Annotated in this window: 15 protein-coding genes; 6 read left to right on the top strand and 9 right to left on the bottom strand. The window is 63.8% G+C overall.

Annotated features, from left to right (window positions below; all coding sequences use genetic code 11):
* The first annotated feature begins 319 nt into the window (after positions 1 to 319).
* Positions 320 to 661 carry a ribosome-associated translation inhibitor RaiA gene (gene raiA, locus KTQ42_RS06105; RefSeq protein ID WP_217344705.1) on the top strand — a complete coding sequence of 114 codons (342 nt, stop codon included), beginning with the start codon at positions 320 to 322 and terminating at the stop codon, positions 659 to 661.
* Between the two features lie 150 nt (positions 662 to 811).
* On the opposite strand, the gene KTQ42_RS06100 is transcribed toward raiA, so the two are convergent.
* A complete protein-coding gene (locus KTQ42_RS06100; protein WP_217344704.1) occupies positions 812 to 2491 on the bottom strand; it encodes an AMP-binding protein in 1680 nt (559 codons plus the stop codon).
* Positions 2492 to 2564: 73 nt separating this feature from the next.
* Positions 2565 to 3779: an ABC transporter substrate-binding protein gene (locus KTQ42_RS06095; protein WP_217344703.1), complete on the bottom strand. Its 1215-nt coding sequence runs from the start codon at positions 3777 to 3779 to the stop codon at positions 2565 to 2567.
* A gap of 329 nt (positions 3780 to 4108) precedes the next feature.
* Here KTQ42_RS06095 and KTQ42_RS06090 point away from each other — a divergent pair, with 329 nt between their 5' ends.
* From KTQ42_RS06090 to KTQ42_RS06070, 5 genes are read left to right on the top strand one after another with little or no spacing between them, the layout of a single operon-like run.
* A complete protein-coding gene (locus KTQ42_RS06090; protein ID WP_217344702.1) occupies positions 4109 to 5305 on the top strand; it encodes an isovaleryl-CoA dehydrogenase in 1197 nt (398 codons plus the stop codon).
* Between the two features lie 30 nt (positions 5306 to 5335).
* On the top strand, positions 5336 to 6943 hold the full coding sequence (locus tag KTQ42_RS06085; RefSeq protein ID WP_217344701.1) for a carboxyl transferase domain-containing protein: 1608 nt from the start codon (positions 5336 to 5338) through the stop codon (positions 6941 to 6943).
* Positions 6944 to 6952: 9 nt separating this feature from the next.
* Positions 6953 to 7738 carry an enoyl-CoA hydratase/isomerase family protein gene (locus KTQ42_RS06080; protein WP_217344700.1) on the top strand — a complete coding sequence of 262 codons (786 nt, stop codon included), beginning with the start codon at positions 6953 to 6955 and terminating at the stop codon, positions 7736 to 7738.
* A 14-nt stretch (positions 7739 to 7752) separates the two neighbouring features.
* A complete protein-coding gene (locus KTQ42_RS06075; protein ID WP_217344699.1) occupies positions 7753 to 9762 on the top strand; it encodes an acetyl/propionyl/methylcrotonyl-CoA carboxylase subunit alpha in 2010 nt (669 codons plus the stop codon).
* 39 nt (positions 9763 to 9801) lie between these two features.
* Positions 9802 to 10497, top strand: a complete 696-nt coding sequence (locus tag KTQ42_RS06070) for a TetR/AcrR family transcriptional regulator (RefSeq protein ID WP_217344698.1) — start codon at positions 9802 to 9804, stop codon at positions 10495 to 10497.
* Positions 10498 to 10694: 197 nt separating this feature from the next.
* Here KTQ42_RS06070 and KTQ42_RS06065 read toward each other — a convergent pair whose 3' ends face one another.
* From KTQ42_RS06065 to KTQ42_RS06035, 7 genes are all read right to left on the bottom strand, one after another.
* Positions 10695 to 11213, bottom strand: coding sequence for a hypothetical protein (locus tag KTQ42_RS06065; RefSeq protein WP_217344697.1), 519 nt, complete (start codon positions 11211 to 11213; stop codon positions 10695 to 10697).
* 290 nt (positions 11214 to 11503) lie between these two features.
* Positions 11504 to 11935 (bottom strand): DUF3305 domain-containing protein, encoded by a 432-nt coding sequence (locus KTQ42_RS06060; protein ID WP_217344696.1) that lies wholly within the window; start codon positions 11933 to 11935, stop codon positions 11504 to 11506.
* A gap of 24 nt (positions 11936 to 11959) precedes the next feature.
* The gene (locus tag KTQ42_RS06055; protein WP_217344695.1) at positions 11960 to 12583 is read right to left on the bottom strand and encodes a hypothetical protein; all 624 of its coding nucleotides are present in this window, start codon (positions 12581 to 12583) and stop codon (positions 11960 to 11962) included.
* A complete protein-coding gene (locus KTQ42_RS06050) occupies positions 12576 to 13670 on the bottom strand; it encodes a formate dehydrogenase subunit gamma (RefSeq protein ID WP_217344694.1) in 1095 nt (364 codons plus the stop codon). The genes KTQ42_RS06055 and KTQ42_RS06050 overlap by 8 nt, the downstream gene beginning before the upstream one ends.
* 38 nt (positions 13671 to 13708) lie before the next feature.
* Positions 13709 to 13924, bottom strand: coding sequence for a hypothetical protein (locus KTQ42_RS06045; RefSeq protein ID WP_217344693.1), 216 nt, complete (start codon positions 13922 to 13924; stop codon positions 13709 to 13711).
* A complete protein-coding gene (gene fdh3B, locus KTQ42_RS06040) occupies positions 13921 to 14604 on the bottom strand; it encodes a formate dehydrogenase FDH3 subunit beta (RefSeq protein WP_249222659.1) in 684 nt (227 codons plus the stop codon). Before fdh3B ends, KTQ42_RS06045 begins: the two co-directional genes overlap by 4 nt.
* Before the next feature lie 173 nt (positions 14605 to 14777).
* Complete coding sequence (locus KTQ42_RS06035) at positions 14778 to 17654, bottom strand: molybdopterin-dependent oxidoreductase (RefSeq protein WP_217344692.1); 2877 nt, start codon at positions 17652 to 17654, stop codon at positions 14778 to 14780.
* Positions 17655 to 17660 lie beyond the last annotated feature (6 nt).

Raw genomic sequence — 17660 nt, 5'->3', positions numbered from 1 at the left:
CCGTTCCGAGGTATGCCGGTCAGTGTACAACCGGGGCTGCCGGATGCAAGGGGCAGAGGAAGGATGGCCTGGTTGCGGGAGAAGAGGTACTTTCCTGATGCCGCTTGCACCCAGGGATGGGATAGCGCCCGGTAGTGCCAAATCCTGGCTTGACAACGTCTGCGTTGCCGCCCATGGTGAAGAGGCGAATTGCCGGTTCTGATCATGGAATCTGTATTTCAGAAAACGATTTGCCTTTCATCAAGCAGTAGGGCAAGCGGGATGAACCTATTCCATGGGTTCAACTCCTACTTGCTCCAGATTGGAATAGGAGAACTTCATGAATGTATTGATTACCGGACACCACATCGACCTGACTCCCGCGATCCGGGAGTATGTGGAAACCAAGCTGGACCGCGTTGTGAGCCATTTTGATCAGGTCATCGACGTGGCCGTGATCCTTGGCGTCGAAGCGCCTGCAGAGAAGGAAAAGCGTCAGCGCGCGGAAGCAAACCTGCGCATCAAGGGCGACGTGATTCATGCCGAAAGCTATGCGGAAAACCTGTATGCAGCGATCGACCTGATGGTCGACAAGCTGGAGCGCCAGGTGCAGAAGATCAAGGGCAAGGTGCAGGGGCACAGGCAGGAAAGCCCGAAGCGGCTGCCGGAGGAAGAAATTTGATGGGGCGTTGGAGATTGGCTCTCCACGCTTGAACTTCTCTGCTACAAGGATGTAATAGTCGGACTGGATTGCATTGCATCCTAGGTAATTTCGGAGAAATAAAAGCACGCATGCATCACTGCATGCGTGCCGCGGTGCCAGTGGTTAGCGTTACTCCGCCCCCAGCCCCAGATCCGTTGCCACCTGCTTGCGGAGCATGAATTTCTGTATCTTCCCCGTCACCGTCATCGGGAAGGTTTCCACGAAACGCACATAGCGCGGGATCTTGTAATGCGCGATTTGCCCATTGCAGAAAGCCCGGATCTCATCCGCATCCGCCTGCATGCCCGGCCGCAGGATGATGCAGGCGCATAGTTCCTCGCCATATTTCGGGTCCGGCACGCCGACACATTGCACGTCCAGCACTTTGGGATGGCGGTAGAGATATTCCTCCACCTCGCGGGGATAGATGTTCTCGCCGCCGCGGATCACCATGTCCTTGGAGCGGCCGACGATGCTGCAGAAGCCGTTGTCGTCGATTACGGCCAGGTCGCCGGTGTGCATCCAGCGCGCCGAATCAATCGCTTCGCGGGTCTTTTCCTCGTCGCCCCAGTAGCCCAGCATCACCGAGTAGCCGCGGGTCAGCAGTTCACCCTTTTCGCCGCGCGGCACGATGCGGCCGTCGGCGTCGACGATCTTGACTTCCAGGTGTGGATGCACCCGGCCTACGGTGGATACTCGCAGGTCGACCGGATCGTCCACCGAGCTCTGAAAGCTCACCGGCGATGTCTCGGTCATGCCGTAGGCAATCGTGATTTCCTTCATGTGCATCTGCTCGATGACCCGCGTCATCACCTGGATCGGGCAGGGCGAGCCGGCCATGATGCCGGTGCGCAGGCCGGAGAGGTCATAGCTGGCAAAGTCGGGATGGTCAAGGATGGCGATGAACATGGTCGGCACGCCGTGCAGGCCGGTGCATTTTTCCGACTGCACCGTGTCGAGCACCGCCTTGGCGTCGAAGCCTTCGCCGGGATAGATCATCGCCGCGCCATGAGTCACGCAGGCCAGGTTGCCCAGTACCATGCCGAAGCAGTGATACAGCGGCACAGGGATGCATAGCCTGTCCTTCTCGGTCAGGCGCATTGCCTCGCCGATGAAGAAGCCGTTATTGAGGATGTTGTGATGGGTCAGCGTCGCGCCCTTGGGCGCGCCGGTGGTGCCGGAGGTGAACTGGATATTGACCGCATCATCGAACTGCAGGGTGGCGGCGACGCGCTCCATCTGTTCCAGGTCGTCGGCGCTTGCCGATTCCAGCACCGCATCGAAGTTCAGCATGCCGGGCGTGTTGTCCTTGCCCAGCCGGATCACATGTCGCAGATGCGGCAGCCGCGCCGACTTCAGCGCACCCGGCGCGCTGTGATGAATTTCAGGCACCACGTCCTGCAGCATTCCGATGTAGTCGCTGGTCTTGAAGCTGGGCGAGAGGATCAGCGCGCTGCACTGCACCTTGTCCAGCACATATTCCAGTTCGGAGCGGCGATAGGCCGGGTTGATGTTGACCATTACCAGGCCGGCCTTGGCAGTGGCGAACTGGGTCAGCACCCATTCGGCGCAGTTCTGCGCCCAGATGCCGATCCGGTCGCCGGGGTTCAAGCCGAGCTTTTGCAAACCGGCAGCGAGCCGGTTGACGCGCTCGTGGAATTGCCGGTATGTCCAGCGCACGTTCTGATGCGCTACCACCAATGCGGGCTGGTCGCCATGGCGCTCTGCCACGCCGTCCAGGAAGGCGCCGATTGTCTCGCCGATCAACGGCACATCATAGGCGCCGTGGACGTAGCTTGCCTGCTGCATGAAAATCTCCTGTGATCCATTGCCAGTAAAGGCCGCGCGGCATGCACGGCCCGCCCAGCATTGCAAAAAAACCTTACTGCTGCCTGACCAGCGGGCAGCCGGACTGGGCCAGCGGCCGGAATGCTTCATTGCCGGGCACGGTGCCGATGACCTTGTAGTAGTCCCATGGCGCCTTGGACTCGGCCGGTTTCTTCACTTGCAACAGCAGCATGTCATGCACCACGCGGCCATCGGCGCGCAGCGTGCCCTTGGGAATCACCACGTCGGAAATCGGCAGCTCGCGCATCTTCTTCATCACCGCGCCGGTTTCATCGGTGCCTGCGGCCTTGATCGCCTTCAGGTAATGGGTGACCGCGGAATACATGCCGGCCTGCGCCATGGTGGGCATCTTTTTCTGGATCTCGAAAAAGCGGCGCGACCAGGCGCGGGTCTCGTTATTGGTATCCCAGTAAAAGCCTTCGGTCAGGTACATGTCCTGGGCATAGTTCAGGCCAATCGCATGCACGTCGCTGATGAACATCAGTAGAGGCGCCACCAGCTGCCCCTTGGAGGCGATGCCGAATTCGCCCGCCTGCTTGACCGCATTGACCGTGTCGCCGCCGGCATTGGCGAGGCCAATGACCTTGGCCTTGGAGGTCTGTGCCTGCAGCAGGAAGGAGGAGAAGTCGCTGGCATTGAGCGGATGACGCACCGAACCCAGCACCTTGCCGCCGCCGGCGGCCACGACATCCGACACATCCTTTTCCAGCGACTTGCCGAAGGCATAGTCGGCAGTGAGGAAATACCAGCTGTCGGCGCCGCGCTTCATCAGCGCGCGGCCGGTGCCGACCGAGCTGGAATAAGTGTCGTACATCCAGTGCGCACTGGTGGCGGTGCATTTCTCATTGGTCACCGTGCTGGAGGCCGAGCCCACCACGATGGCCACCTTGTTCTTCTGCTGCGCCACTTCCATCACCGCCAGCGCCACGTTGGTCGGCACCAGGTCCATTAGCGCGTCGACCTTCTGCTGGTCCACCCATTCGCGGGCGCGTGCCGAGGCGACGTCCGCCTTGTTCTGGCTGTCGGCGCTGACCAGTTCGATCGGCTTGCCCAGCACGGTCTTGCCGAAGTCGTCGATGGCCATCTTGGCGGCCACGACCGAGCCCTTGCCGGACAGGTCGGAATACAGGCCCGACATGTCGGTCAGGATGCCGATCTTGACGACGTCGTCGCTGACCTGGGCCGATGCCGAACTGATGCCTGCTGCGATGAGGGCGGCCGCGCAGAGCGTCCTGGTGAACTGGTGCATGCAATGTCTCCGTTGATGTGCGTGTGATGGGTCATGCGAAACCGGCGCCGCTGTTCTTGTTGTCCGCCGCTCGTGCATGGTTGCCGCAAGGCGTTAATCAAGCCGCGCCGCCTTGCCGGAAAACATCGTAGGCTGGCAATCTTTGAGTAAGGCTCAATTAAGTGCAGCCGATTGTATGTTCGATCAAAGCCTAATGGCAAGCGAATCTTTGTCGAATGATTACTGCCAAAATTTCAGTTCTGTGAGCTATACTCAGAAAACCGTGCGGTCACCTTCGCTTGTTGCGCCTGACCGCATTCCCGCACCTTTAACCACAGGACACCGCAGTCATGGCACAAACATTCCTCAATCTCCCGGGTTTAACCTTCGACCATGGCGAAGATATCGCCGCGCTGCGCGAGACGGTGCAGCAGTTCGCGCAGGACCAGATTGCGCCGCGCGCCGCCGAGATCGACCGCACCGACCAGTTCCCGATGGACCTGTGGAAAAAGATGGGGGAGCTGGGCCTGCTGGGCATCACGGTGGACGAAGAGTACGGCGGCAGCGCCATGGGCTACCTGGCCCACATCGTGGCCATGGAGGAAATCTCGCGCGCCTCGGCCTCGGTCGGCCTGTCCTACGGCGCCCATTCCAACCTGTGCGTCAACCAGATCCGCCGCAACGGCAGCGACGAGCAGAAGGCCAAGTACCTGCCTAGGCTCATCTCCGGCGAGCATGTCGGCGCGCTGGCCATGTCCGAACCCAATGCCGGCTCGGACGTGGTGTCGATGAAGCTGCGCGCCGACTTCAAAGGCGACCGCTGGGTGCTCAACGGCAGCAAGATGTGGATCACCAACGGCCCGGATGCGGACGTGCTGGTGGTGTATGCCAAGAACGATATCGAGGCTGGCCCGCGCGGCATGACGGCCTTCCTGATCGAGAAGAACTTCAAGGGCTTCTCGGTGGCGCAGAAGCTCGACAAGCTGGGCATGCGCGGCTCGCACACCGGCGAGCTGGTGTTCCGGGACTGCGAGGTGCCGGCCGAGAATGTGCTGGGCGGGCTGGGGCGCGGCGTGAACGTGCTGATGTCGGGGCTGGACTACGAGCGCACGGTATTGTCGGGCGGGCCGCTGGGCATCATGTCGGCCTGCATGGATGCGGTGGTGCCGTATGTGCATGACCGGAAGCAGTTTGGCCAGCCGATCGGGGAATTCCAGCTGATGCAGGGCAAGCTGGCCGACATGTATTCCACGATGATGGCCTGCCGGGCGTATGTGTATGCGGTGGGCCAGGCCTGCGACCGGGCCAGGACGCCGGAGGCGGTGCGCGCGTTGAGGAAGGATGCGGCGGGCGCGATCCTGTATTCGGCGGAGAAGGCAACCTGGATGGCGGGCGAGGCGATCCAGGCGCTGGGCGGCAACGGCTACATCAACGAGTATCCGGTGGGCAGGCTGTGGCGCGACGCCAAGCTCTACGAGATCGGCGCCGGCACCAGCGAGATCCGCCGCATGCTGATCGGCCGCGAACTGTTTGCCGAGACCCGGTAAGCCGCACAATCATTAAGGAAGAATGACGCGATGAACAGCATTGAATCCAAGCTCAATCCCCGCTCCGAGGAATTCCAGGCCAATGCCGCGGCCATGAGGGCCGTGGTCGACGACCTGAAGCAGAAGGTCGCGGCCATCGCGCAGGGCGGCGGCGCCGCGGCACGCGACAAGCACACCGCCCGCGGCAAGCTGCTGCCGCGCGACCGGGTGCAGATGTTGCTCGACCCCGGCACGCCTTTCCTCGAACTGTCGCAGCTCGCGGCCTACGAGATGTACGACAATGCCGCGCCGTCGGCCGGCATCATCACCGGCATTGGCCGCGTGGCAGGCATCGAATGCGTGATCGTCTGCAACGACGCCACCGTCAAGGGCGGCACCTACTACCCGATGACGGTAAAGAAGCATCTGCGGGCGCAGGAAATCGCGATCCAGAACAAGCTGCCCTGCATCTACCTGGTTGACTCCGGCGGCGCCAACCTGCCCAACCAGGACGACGTGTTCCCCGACCGCGACCACTTCGGCCGCATCTTCTACAACCAGGCCAACATGTCGGCCGAGGGCATACCGCAGATCGCGGTGGTGATGGGTTCCTGCACCGCGGGCGGCGCCTATGTGCCGGCGATGAGCGACGAGTCCATCATCGTCAAGGAACAGGGCACCATCTTCCTCGGCGGTCCGCCGCTGGTGAAGGCGGCTACCGGCGAAGTGGTAAGTGCCGAGGACCTGGGCGGCGGCGACGTGCATACCCGCCTTTCGGGCGTGGTCGATCATCTCGCCAAGGACGACCTGCATGCGCTGTCGCTGGCCCGCACCATCGTCTCCAACCTGAACCGGCAGAAGTCGCCCGACATGCTGCTGCGCGACGCGGTGGAACCGAAGTATCCGGCCCACGAGTTGTACGGCGTGATCCCGGTCGATACCAGGAAGCCCTTCGATGTGCGCGAGGTGATTGCCCGCATCGTTGACGGCAGCGTGTTCCAGGAATTCAAGGCGCGCTACGGCACCACCCTGGTCTGCGGCTTCGCGCATGTCTTCGGCATGCCGGTTGGCATCATCGCCAACAACGGCATCCTGTTTTCCGAGTCGGCCCTGAAGGGCGCGCACTTCATTGAGCTGTGCTGCCAGCGCAAGATCCCGCTGGTCTTCCTGCAGAACATCACCGGCTTCATGGTCGGCCGCAAGTACGAGAATGAAGGCATTGCCAGGAATGGCGCAAAGATGGTGACCGCGGTGGCCACCGCCGCCGTGCCCAAGTTCACCGTGATCATCGGCGGCAGCTTTGGCGCCGGCAACTATGGCATGTGCGGCCGGGCATTCTCGCCGCGCTTCCTTTGGATGTGGCCCAATGCCCGCATTTCGGTAATGGGCGGCGAACAGGCAGCCAGCGTGCTGGCCACCGTCAAGCGCGACGGCATCGAGGCCCGCGGCGGCAGCTGGAGCGCCGAGGAAGAGGGCGCGTTCAAGGCGCCGATCAAGGAGCAGTATGAGCACCAGGGCCATCCCTACTATGCCAGCGCCCGGCTGTGGGACGATGGCGTGATCGATCCGGCCGACACCCGCATGGTGCTGGGCCTGGGCCTCTCGGCCGCGCTGAATGCGCCGGTGCCGGAGACGAAGTTCGGCCTGTTCCGCATGTAAGGAGACGCGATGGATTACCAGACACTGGAAATACGGCAGGAGCAGGCGGTTGCCACCGTCTGGCTGAACCGGCCCGACGTGCGCAATGCCTTCAACGAGACCAGCATTGCCGAGCTGACCCAGGCATTCAGGGCGCTGGATGCCGATGCCTCGGTGCGCGCCGTGGTGCTGGCCGCGCGCGGCGTGGCCTTCTGCGCCGGCGCCGACCTGAACTGGATGAAGAAGATGGCAGGCTACAGCCGGGAGGAAAACCTGGCCGATGCGGCAGGCCTGGCGGCGATGCTGCGCGCCATCCATGACTGCGGCAAGCCGGTGGTGGCGCGAGTGCAGGGCGACTGCTATGCCGGTGGCATGGGCCTGGCAACTGCCTGCGACATCGTGGTGGCGGCCGATGCGGCCCACTTTTGTTTGTCGGAAGTGAAGCTTGGCCTTATCCCGGCCACGATATCGCCTTACGTGATCCGCGCCATGGGCGCGCAGGCAGCGCGCCGCTACTTCATCACGGCGGAACGGTTTTCGGCCGCGGCGGCGCAGCGCATGGGGCTGGTGCACGAATGCGTGCCGGCCGACGTTCTGGACGACACCGTCGCCGCGCTGCTGAAGTCGCTGCTGGCAGCCAGTCCGGATGCCGTGGCCGCGGCCAAGCGCCTGGTCAACGATGTGGCGGCGCAGCCGCTGACGGACGCGCTGGTGCAGAACACCGTGGTACGCATTGCCGACATCCGCGCATCGGAACAGGGACGCGAAGGCGTGCGCTCCTTCCTTGAAAAGCGCAAGCCATCCTGGCTGGAATAAGAACTGGAGAAACCATGTTTAGCAAGATACTGATTGCCAATCGCGGCGAGATCGCCTGCCGTGTCGCCGCCACCGCGCGCCGGCTGGGCGTGAAGACCGTCGCCGTCTATTCCGAAGCCGATGTGAATGCCCGCCATGTGGCGCTGTGCGACGAGTCGGTGCCGGTCGGGCCGGCCGCGGCCAAGGAAAGCTATCTGCGCGCCGACAAGATCATTGCCGCAGCGCTCGCCAGCGGCGCGCAGGCAGTGCATCCGGGCTACGGCTTCCTGTCCGAGAATGCCGGCTTCGCCCAAGCCTGCGCGGACGCGGGCATCGCCTTCATCGGCCCGCCGGCCTCGGCCATCGATGCCATGGGTTCGAAGTCGGCCGCCAAGTCGCTGATGGAAAAGGCCGGCGTGCCGCTGGTGCCGGGCTATCACGGCGACAACCAGGAACCGGACTTCCTGCAGGCGCGGGCCGACGAGATCGGCTACCCGGTGCTGCTCAAGGCCAGCGCCGGCGGCGGCGGCAAGGGCATGCGCATCGTCGAGCGTTCCGAGGACTTCAAGGCAGCGCTGGCGTCCTGCAAGCGCGAAGCGATCAGCAGCTTCGGCGACGACAAGGTTCTGGTTGAAAAGTACCTGACCCGGCCGCGCCATATCGAGATCCAGGTGTTTGCGGATATCCACGGCAATTGCGTCTACCTGTTCGAGCGCGACTGCTCGGTGCAGCGCCGGCACCAGAAGGTGCTGGAGGAAGCGCCGGCGCCGGGCATGCCGGAAGAACGCCGGCGCGCAATGGGCGAGGCCGCGGTGGCGGCGGCGCGCGCGGTGGGCTATGTCGGCGCGGGCACGGTGGAATTCATCGCCAACCAGGATGGCTCGTTCTACTTCATGGAAATGAATACCCGGCTGCAGGTGGAGCATCCGGTCACGGAAATGATCACCGGCCAGGACCTGGTGGAGTGGCAGCTGAGGGTAGCCTGCGGCGAGCCGTTGCCATTGAAGCAGGCCGAGCTTGCCATTCACGGCCATGCGCTGGAAGCGCGCATCTATGCCGAGAACCCGGACAACAACTTCCTGCCTTCCATCGGCACGCTTCGCCATCTGCGCATGCCGGAGGCGGTGTCCTTCAGCCTCGGCGACAACCCGGCGCACCCGGCTCCCGTGCGCATCGACAGCGGCGTGCGCGCCGGCGATGCGATCTCGCCTTTCTACGACCCGATGATTGCCAAGCTCATCGTCTGGGGCCGCGACCGGGAGGAAGCGCTGGCGCTGATGGCCAATGCGCTGACGCATTACCAGGTGGTGGGGCTGACCACCAATATCGCCTTTCTGAAGCGGCTGGTGGAAAGCGTGCCTTTCGCTTCCGCCGACCTCGACACCGGCCTGATCGAGCGCAACCATGGGGCTCTGTTTCCGACGCCGGCGGCTGCCGGCACAGAGGCCCTGGCGCTGGCCGCGGTGGCGTTGGTCTCTGCCGACACCATGCGTGGCGCAACGCCTTCCGCCGACCCCTGGTCGCGCACCGATGGCTGGCGCATGAATGCTTCCCTGCGCCGCAACTTCCGCTTCGCCGACCGCGAGCATGCGCAGGATGTCGGCCTTTCCTACCTGGCCCATGGCTGGCAGCTGGCGCATGGCGATGCGTCGCATGAAGTGACGCTGGTGCGCCGTGAAGGCAATGACTACGCGATCCGGCTCGACGGCCGGCTGGTGCGTGGCACGGTGGTGACCGACGGCGAGGAAGTGCATGTCTTCAACGGCGAGCGCCATCTGATCCTGGGCTACAGCGATCCGCTGGCCCATGCCGGCGAGTCCGAGGACGAAGGCGGCCGCCTCACTGCGCCCATGCCGGGCAAGATCGTCGCCATCCTGGTGAGGAAGGATGAGGCCGTGGTGAAGGGCGCCCCGCTGCTGATCATGGAGGCAATGAAGATGGAGCATACGATTGCCGCGCCGCGTGACGGCGTCGTGCAAGAGCTTCTATATTCCACCGGAGACCAGGTGGAGGAAGGCGTGCAGCTTCTGGCCTTCCATAGCTAGCACCGCCGTGCCCGTCTTACAGGAGCCAGACGACATTCCATGAATACGCCATTGAAAGGCAGCCGCAAGCGCGAAGTGCTGGGCACCCGGTCCGAGCGGCGCGTCAGGGAGATCCTGGCCGTGGCGCGCCAGGTCTTTTCCGACAACGGCTATGAAAACTCCACCACGCTCGACATTGCGCGCGAACTGGGCATTTCGGAAGCCACGGTGTTTTCCTACTTCAGCAGCAAGCGCGACCTGTGCATGCAGGTGATCAAGGGCTGGTATGACGAGATCTCGCTGGTGCTGGAACGGGAAGTGCCGCTGGTGGTGGGCACGCGGGCCCGGCTGCATTTCGTGGTGCACAAGCACCTGGTCACGCTGATGCAGGACGGCACCGGCATGTGCAAGCTGGTGCTGTCCGAAGGACGCAGCGCCGATGCCGAATTCGCCGACCTGATTGCCGAGCTCAAGCGGCGCTATACCGCGCCGCTGATGAAGGTGCTTGCGGCAGCACAACGTGACGGTGAAATCCGGCAGGACATGCCGTTGCCGCTGCTGCGCGACATGGTCTATGGCTCGATGGAGCATGTGCTGTGGGATTACATGGTGAACCGCAACAAGCCCGATATCGAGACCACTGCGGGGCAGCTGACCAACATGCTATGGGCAGCCTTCATGCCGGTCAGCCAGTCGCTTGAACAGCTGGTGCGGTTCCGGGGCGAGGTGTCGGAGGCGTTGCGGCGGCTGGAGTAGGGCACGCAGGCCTGAAGCGTTTCGGACGCTTGCAGACGGAGTAATCCTGGTTCCTGCTGCTCAGGCTCGCCAAGGCACGACGGTGCCGGCGCACTCGGCGATCCGGCAGCACACCCGATATTGCCTTTCCGCCTGGCGATAAAAAGCCGCCCGCTCTTGCGAGGGGCGGCTGGCTCGCTGACTGCTATACAGCGTGATTAACGGCTGCCACCGCTGCTGCCACCGGAAGAGCTGCCCGAGCCCATGCCCGAGGAGCCCGCGCCGGTGCCGCCCATGGTGCTGGAAGTGCCGCTACCGGAGCCGCCGCTCATGCCCGACGAGCCGCTGTTGATGCCGGAAGAGCCGCCGCTGCCCGACATGCCGGAGCCGCCGCCCATGCCCGATGAGCCGCCGCTGCCGCTGCTTCCGGAAGTGCCGGAGCCACCGCTCATGTCCGAGGAACCGGTGCCGCCCGAGGCGCCGGAACCGCCGCTCATGCCGGATGCGCCGCCGCTCATGCCAGAGCCGCCGGACGTGCCGGCGCCGCCGCTCATGCCGGAATTGCCAGAAGTGCTGCCCGAGGTGCTGCCGCCGCTACCGCCGGTCATTGCCGCGCCGCTGCTGGAGCTTGGGCTGCTGCCCATGCCTCCGCCAGTGCCGCCGCCCGTGCTTTGCGCCATTGCCGATCCTGCGAATGCCATCGCTGCAATCAATGCTGCAATTGAAGTCTTCCTCATGTTCACTCCTTGTTGGGTCGTGTTAAGAGCACCACGCTGGGTGCGAGGCTCCAATGTAGGCAATGATGGGCAAACGGGCAGTAGGACAAACGCCGAACTTGGGGTAGGAAGGGAAAACGAATCGCCATAGGACAGTTGGCAATTGTCAGCCGTTAATGATGAAGCAACGGACAGATCCCTGTGATGAGCTTGCGCAAGTATTGTCGAGCTTCCTGCGCTTGATAAGCGCCAGCAGACTGGGGAAGCGCGTGAAGCGGATAGCGCCATAGCGTTGACTGCATTGACGCTGCTCAGCCGTGGTTGCGCCTGCCGCGGGCGGGCGGCTCGTAGTGGCGCAGCAGGTAGCTGCCCAGCCAGGCGTGAATGTCGGCGGGCATGCCGATGCCGTCGGCCAGGTCGCCGGAATCGAGCATGCGGGTGCCTTCGGCGTAGCTGACGGAGGCCAATATGATTGCCGGCTCGTCGCTATCCACCCGCCATAGCAGGAAGACCTTGGGTTCGGGCGCGGCCCAGTTCTCGAAATAGCCGTCGTGTTCGTCGGGATAGAGCTGCAGCATCACGCCGCGCAGCAGTCGGGTGTCGTGCGTGACCGCGCGCACTGCCGCACTGGCATCGGAACGGTCCACGCTGACTGCTTCCGGTCGCCAGCGGGCATGGTCCCACGGGCTGGTCGCGGGTCGCCAGCGCATCAGCACCGCAAGCGGCAGCTCAGCCATCAGCATGCGGCTTCCTCCAGGCTTAGGCCCTTACTTTGCACCAGGTTCCTTGGGCTTCTTCACGTCCTCACTGGGCGCGGCGCTGCCGGACTTTTCGCTATGCACCGGCGGCGCCACCGCACGGCTCTGTTCCTGTGCGCCGGAGGCGGCAATGCCGGCGACGGCATCATGGCCAACGGCCGGATAGGCCTTCCAGCCGTTCTTCGCTGCGTCGGCGCGCCAGCGCCGGGTCACTTCATCCATCGATGCCGCCAGCTCCTGTTTTTCCTTTTGCGCCCTGGCAGCCGCTTCTTCGGCTGCGCCGGGCTTGGCAGGAGCCGAAGCGGGGCCGGCAGCGGCGGTCTCGCCCGCCATCTTTCCCTTGGGCGCATCGCCCGCCACTGCGGCGCCTGGCGAGGTGCCGCCCATGGCCGGTCCGCTGGTGGTGCCGCCCGCGCCTTCGGGGATGCCCGGCGTGCCGCTCGGCATCTGGCTCCTGGTGGAGTCGCGCGAGCGTTCCATGATTTCGCCACTGGACTTGCTACCGGCGGCGAGCTGGCCTGGAAAGCCGGTCTGCGTGGCTTCGCTGCGGTTGCCGGCGGCGCGCTCCCCGCAGCCGCCTAGCAGCAGGACGCTCAGGGCAAGGCAGCCCAGCACGGCAGTTCGATCATGCATAATCGCTACCCCTTGTCGGCTGTGCCGGCGGAACATGACCTGCATGCCGGCCATGCGGCGCGGTTACCTTGCCGGCTTTCACGTCTTCATACCAGAGTGCGTGGTGGCTGGCCGCCCAGGCTTCGTCCACCGTGCCGTGCCGCATCGCGTCATAGGCGCCCGGCGTGCCCCAGGTGCCGATGAAAATATGGCCCATGCTGGCGGCGATATAGATCACGGCGCCGCCGACATGCAGGTAGTTGGCCCACTGCAGCACATAGCGGGTCTGCCGGAAGTTGACGAAGTCCAGCACCAGCCCGGACACCGAGACAATGATGCCCAGCAGCGCCACGCCGCCCCAGAACCAGAGTTTTTCTCCCGCATTGAAGTAGCCGGCCGGCACATGCTTGTGGCTGACCAGGCCTCCGCCTTTCTTGATCCATTCCCAGTCCCAGCGCCTGAAAATGTTTTCGCGCAGGAAGGTGAAGAACATCAGCACGGAGCACGCGATGAACAGCGGCCCGACGAAGTTGTGCAAGTATTTGGAAAGAATCGCCAGCCAGGAAAAGGCGTTATGGCCCATCAGCGGCAGCAGCAGCTGCTTGCCATACATGATGATCAGCCCGGTCAGCGCCAGCGCCAGGAAACTGAAGGCGGTGGCCCAGTGGATCACCCGGTCCCAGAGCGTGAAGCGCTGTATCCTGCGGCCCGACTCGGGCCGGTCCAGCCGTGCCGGGCCTACCGCCCGGTAGAAGCCGAAGATCAGCAGCGGCACCACCAGCAGGATGGTGCCGGCAATGGTGGCGATCGGCCCGTTGCGCAAGGTGCGCCAGGTATTGCCGCCTCGCTGCAGCAGCACATCCATTTCCGGCTGCAGGCCAAACGGCTGCACGTAATGACGGTCGATGTGGCGGCGTCCCGAGTCCGTACTGCCCATGCCGGGCTGCGGCGTGTCCTTTTCCACCTGCAGGATGGTCTGTTCCTCGGCATAGGCCGGCACCGCCTTTTCATTTGGCACCGCGGCCCAGGACATCGCCACGGCCAGCTGCAGCAGCATGCCAAGAAGCCAGGCGGCCGGAACGCTGTGCCGGGTCGGGTATGGATGCATGGCGGCTCTCCTGTTCTACGGTTCTGTTCTTGCCCGGTTCAGGGCATGCGGTTGTATTCGTTCTGGCGGCGGTTGCGGTTGTCGATGGCGGCATTCCAGGCCATGCGGTCGCCGTGGTAATGCCGTTGCGACGGCATGTTGTCGGGCTTGCCGTCGTAATAGCCATGCACCCAGGGTGGATGCTGTTCCACTTCCAGGCAGCCGGAGAGGGCGCTTGCCATCAGCGCAATGGCGAGTAGTCGGGCGCGGCTCATGTCGGAAACTTTCGCGGGTTGTTCTGGAAGTCGTTCGGGATCTGGTTCCGGCGCGGGCCTTCGCCCTTGTTTTCCACCTTGCCGCCGTTGCGCTTGGTCTCATAGGCGATGTCCCAGCCCCACAGCTCCGGCCCGTAGCCGCGGGTCTCCACCCGCTGGCGATAGATGTCGGCAATGATGCTGGCATCGCCGCCCAGCAGCGCCTTGGTGCCGCATTGCTCGGCGCAGACCGGCAGCTTGCCTTCGGCAATGCGGTTGCGGCCATATTTCTGGAACTCGGCTTCGGAGTTGTCAGGTTCCGGGCCGCCCGAGCAGAAGGTGCACTTGTCCATCTTGCCGCGGTGATTGAAGGCACCGGGGTTGGGAAATTGCGGCGCGCCGAACGGGCAGGCGTAGTAGCAGTAGCCGCAGCCTATGCACAGGTCCTTGCTGTGCAGGACGATGCCGTCGGCCGTATGGTAGAAGCAGTCCACCGGGCATACCGCCATGCAGGGCGCGTCGGTGCAGTGCATGCAGGCCACCGAAATCGCCGCCTCGCCCGGCATGCCGTCGTTGACCGTCACCACCCGGCGCCGGTGCATGCCCCACGGCACCTCGTTCTCGTTCTTGCAGGCGGTTGCGCAGCCGTTGCAGTCGATGCAGCGCTCGGTGTCGCAAATGAATTTCATCCTGGTTGCCATGCTTGCTCCTTGCTGCTTCGTACCGATCAGACCGGCCGCTTTCGTAGGGTGCAATTCCCGAAGGGCATTGCGCGGCGAGCCGTAACACTAGTGGCGAATGCCGCGTCTTGCCGGGACCGCTCGTTGCGCGTAATGCCCCTTCGGGGTATTACGCCCTACATCAGGCGGATGCATCAGGCCGTCACCAGACGGCACAGCGAGACCTTGGTCTCCTGCATCATCGTTACCACGTCATAGCCATAGGTCCAGCCAGTGTTGACCGCCTCGCCCAGCACGATGGGTGCCGCGCCAGGCGGGTAGTTGCCCCGCTGATCCTCGCCCATCCACCAGCCGCCGAAGTGATAGGGCATCCAGACCAGCCCGGCCGGCACCCGCGGCGTGACGAAGGCGGTAATTTTCAGGCGCGCGCCGGTAGGCGTTTCCACCCAGACGAACTTGCCGGTCTGGACATTGAGCTGGGTGGCGTCATGCGGATTGACTTCAACGAACATGGCCTGCTGCAACTCGGCAAGCCAGGGATTGGAACGGGTCTCGTCGCCGCCGCCCTCGTACTCCACCAGCCTGCCGGAGGTCATGATGAGTGGATAGTCCTTGGCGAAATTGATGTCCTGCACCGACTTGTAGAGCGTGGGCAGGCGCCAGAACGCGGCCTTGTCCGGATAGGTCGGATAGGCGGCCACCAGGTCGCGCCGCGGACTGACCAGCGGCTCGCGGTGCACCGGCACCGGGTCGGGGAAATTCCACACATGGCAGCGGGCGCGCGCATTGCCGTACGGCGCGCAGCCGTGCGCGATCACCACGCGAATGATGCCGCCCGACATATCGGTCTTCCAGTTGTTGCCATCGGCCTGCTTCTGCTCCTCGGGCGTCAGTTCATTCCACCAGCCCAGCTTCTTCAGCAGCACATGGTCGAACTCGGGATAGCCGAACTGCATCTCGCTGTCCCTGTTGCTCGAGCCATCTGCCGCCAGCAGCGGCAGGCCGTCATGCTCCACGCCCCAGTTCGCCCGGAACGGCAGCCCGCCCTCGGCCACCGGCTTGGAAATGTCGTAAAGGATGGGCGTGCCCGGATGCTTCATCTCCGGCGTGCCCCAGCACGGCCAGGGCAGGCCGTAGTAATCGCCCTTGCACGGCCCGTATTCGGCCAGCAGCGTGGTTGGATTGAAGGTGTGCTTGTTCTCCATGTGCAGCTTCAGCCGCTCGGGCGAGATGCCGCTGTAACCTATGGTCCAGACGCTGCGGTTGATCTCGCGCAGGATGTCCTCGATCACCGGCTCGTTGTCGACCACCTTGATGTGCTTGCAGAGTTCATTGGCGAAGCCGAACTTCCTGGCAAACAGGTACATGATCTCGTGGTCGGTCTTGCACTCGAACAGCGGATGGATCACCCGCTCGCGCCACTGCACCGAGCGGTTGCTGCAGGTCACCGAGCCCTGGGTCTCGAACTGGGTGGTGGCCGGCAGCAGATAGACGCCATCCTTCCTGCCATGCATGGCCGCGGTCATGGTCGGGTAGGGATCGATCACCACCAGCAAATCGAGCTTCTGCATGGCCAGCTTCATGTCCGGCAAGCGGGTCTGGCTGTTGGGCGCGTGGCCCCAGTAGACCACGGCCTTCAGGCTGTTGGGCTGGTCCACGAACTGCTTGTTTTCATTGACGCCATCGAACCAGCGGGACACGGTCATGCCGGGCTTTTCCATCAGCGCCTTGCTGGCGAAGCGACCCTGCAGCCATTGGTAGTCCACATCCCAGACCCGCGCGAAATACTTCCATGCGCCTTCGGCAAGGCCGTAGTAGCCGGGCAGGGAATCCGGGTTGGGGCCGACGTCGGTTGCGCCCTGGACATTGTCGTGGCCGCGATAAATATTGGCGCCGCCGCCGGCCACGCCGATATTGCCCAGCGCCAGCTGCAGGATAGAAAGCGCCCGTACATTGGCGGTGCCCACATGGTGCTGGGTAATGCCCATGCACCACACCACCGACGACGGCCGGTTGGTTGCCAGCATCTCGGCCGCCTTCTTCACCGTGGCCTCGGGCACGCCGGTGACATCCGAGACTTTTTCCGGCGTCCACTTCGCCACTTCCTTGCGCACCTCGTCCATGCGGTAGGTGCGGCGCTCGATGTATTCCTTGTCCTCCCAGCCGTTCTCGAAGATATGCCAGAGAATGCCCCAGACCAGCGCGATATCGGTGCCTGGGCGGATGCGTACATAGTGATGGGCAAAGCGGGCAGTGCGGGTGAAGCGCGGGTCGATCACGATCATCTTCGCGCCCAGTTCCTTCGCATGCAGGAAGTGCAGCATCGAGATCGGATGCGCCTCGGCCGGATTGGAGCCGATGAACAGCACCGCCTTGCTGTGGCTTAAGTCATTGAAGGAATTGGTCATGGCGCCATACCCGTAGGTCTGCGCCACGCCGGCTACCGTGGTGGAGTGACAGATTCGGGCCTGGTGGTCGGTATTGTTGGAGCCCCACATCGAGACGAACTTGCGCAGCAGATAGGACTGCTCGTTGTTGTGCTTGGACGAGCCTATCCAGAAGATCGAATCCTGCCCCGCCTGCTGCCGCAGCTGCAGCAGCTTGTCGCCAACTTCATTGATCGCCTGATCCCAGCTAATGCGCTGGTACTTGCCATTGACCAGCTTCATCGGATAACGCAGCCGGTGCTCGCCATGGCCGTGCTCCCGCACGGAAGCGCCCTTGGCGCAATGGGCGCCAAGGTTGATGGGCGAGTCGAATGCCGTGTCCTGCCGCACCCATACGCCGTTCTGCACAACCGCTTCCACCGAGCAGCCAACCGAGCAGTGGCTGCAGATGGTGTGCTTGACCTCGGGCTTGCCCTGGTCGGGCGGCGCATGGGTGGTCTGCGCCTGCGCCGGCTGCATGACGCGCAGCGGCAACTGCTGCGCCAGCAGGCCGCCGCCGGCCGTCAGCCCGGCGCGGGCGAGGAAGGCACGTCGGGTCAGGCCTTGGGGCACGCCCTGGCTGAGGCTTCGTGGCACCAGGGTGGAACGCTTGACAGTATCACCGGTTTTACGGAGCAGGGTCATGGGCAG

The sequence above is a fragment of the Noviherbaspirillum sp. L7-7A genome, from assembly GCF_019052805.1.
Lineage (GTDB): Bacteria > Pseudomonadota > Gammaproteobacteria > Burkholderiales > Burkholderiaceae_D > Noviherbaspirillum_A.
This window is presented reverse-complemented; position numbering and strand designations above follow the sequence as displayed.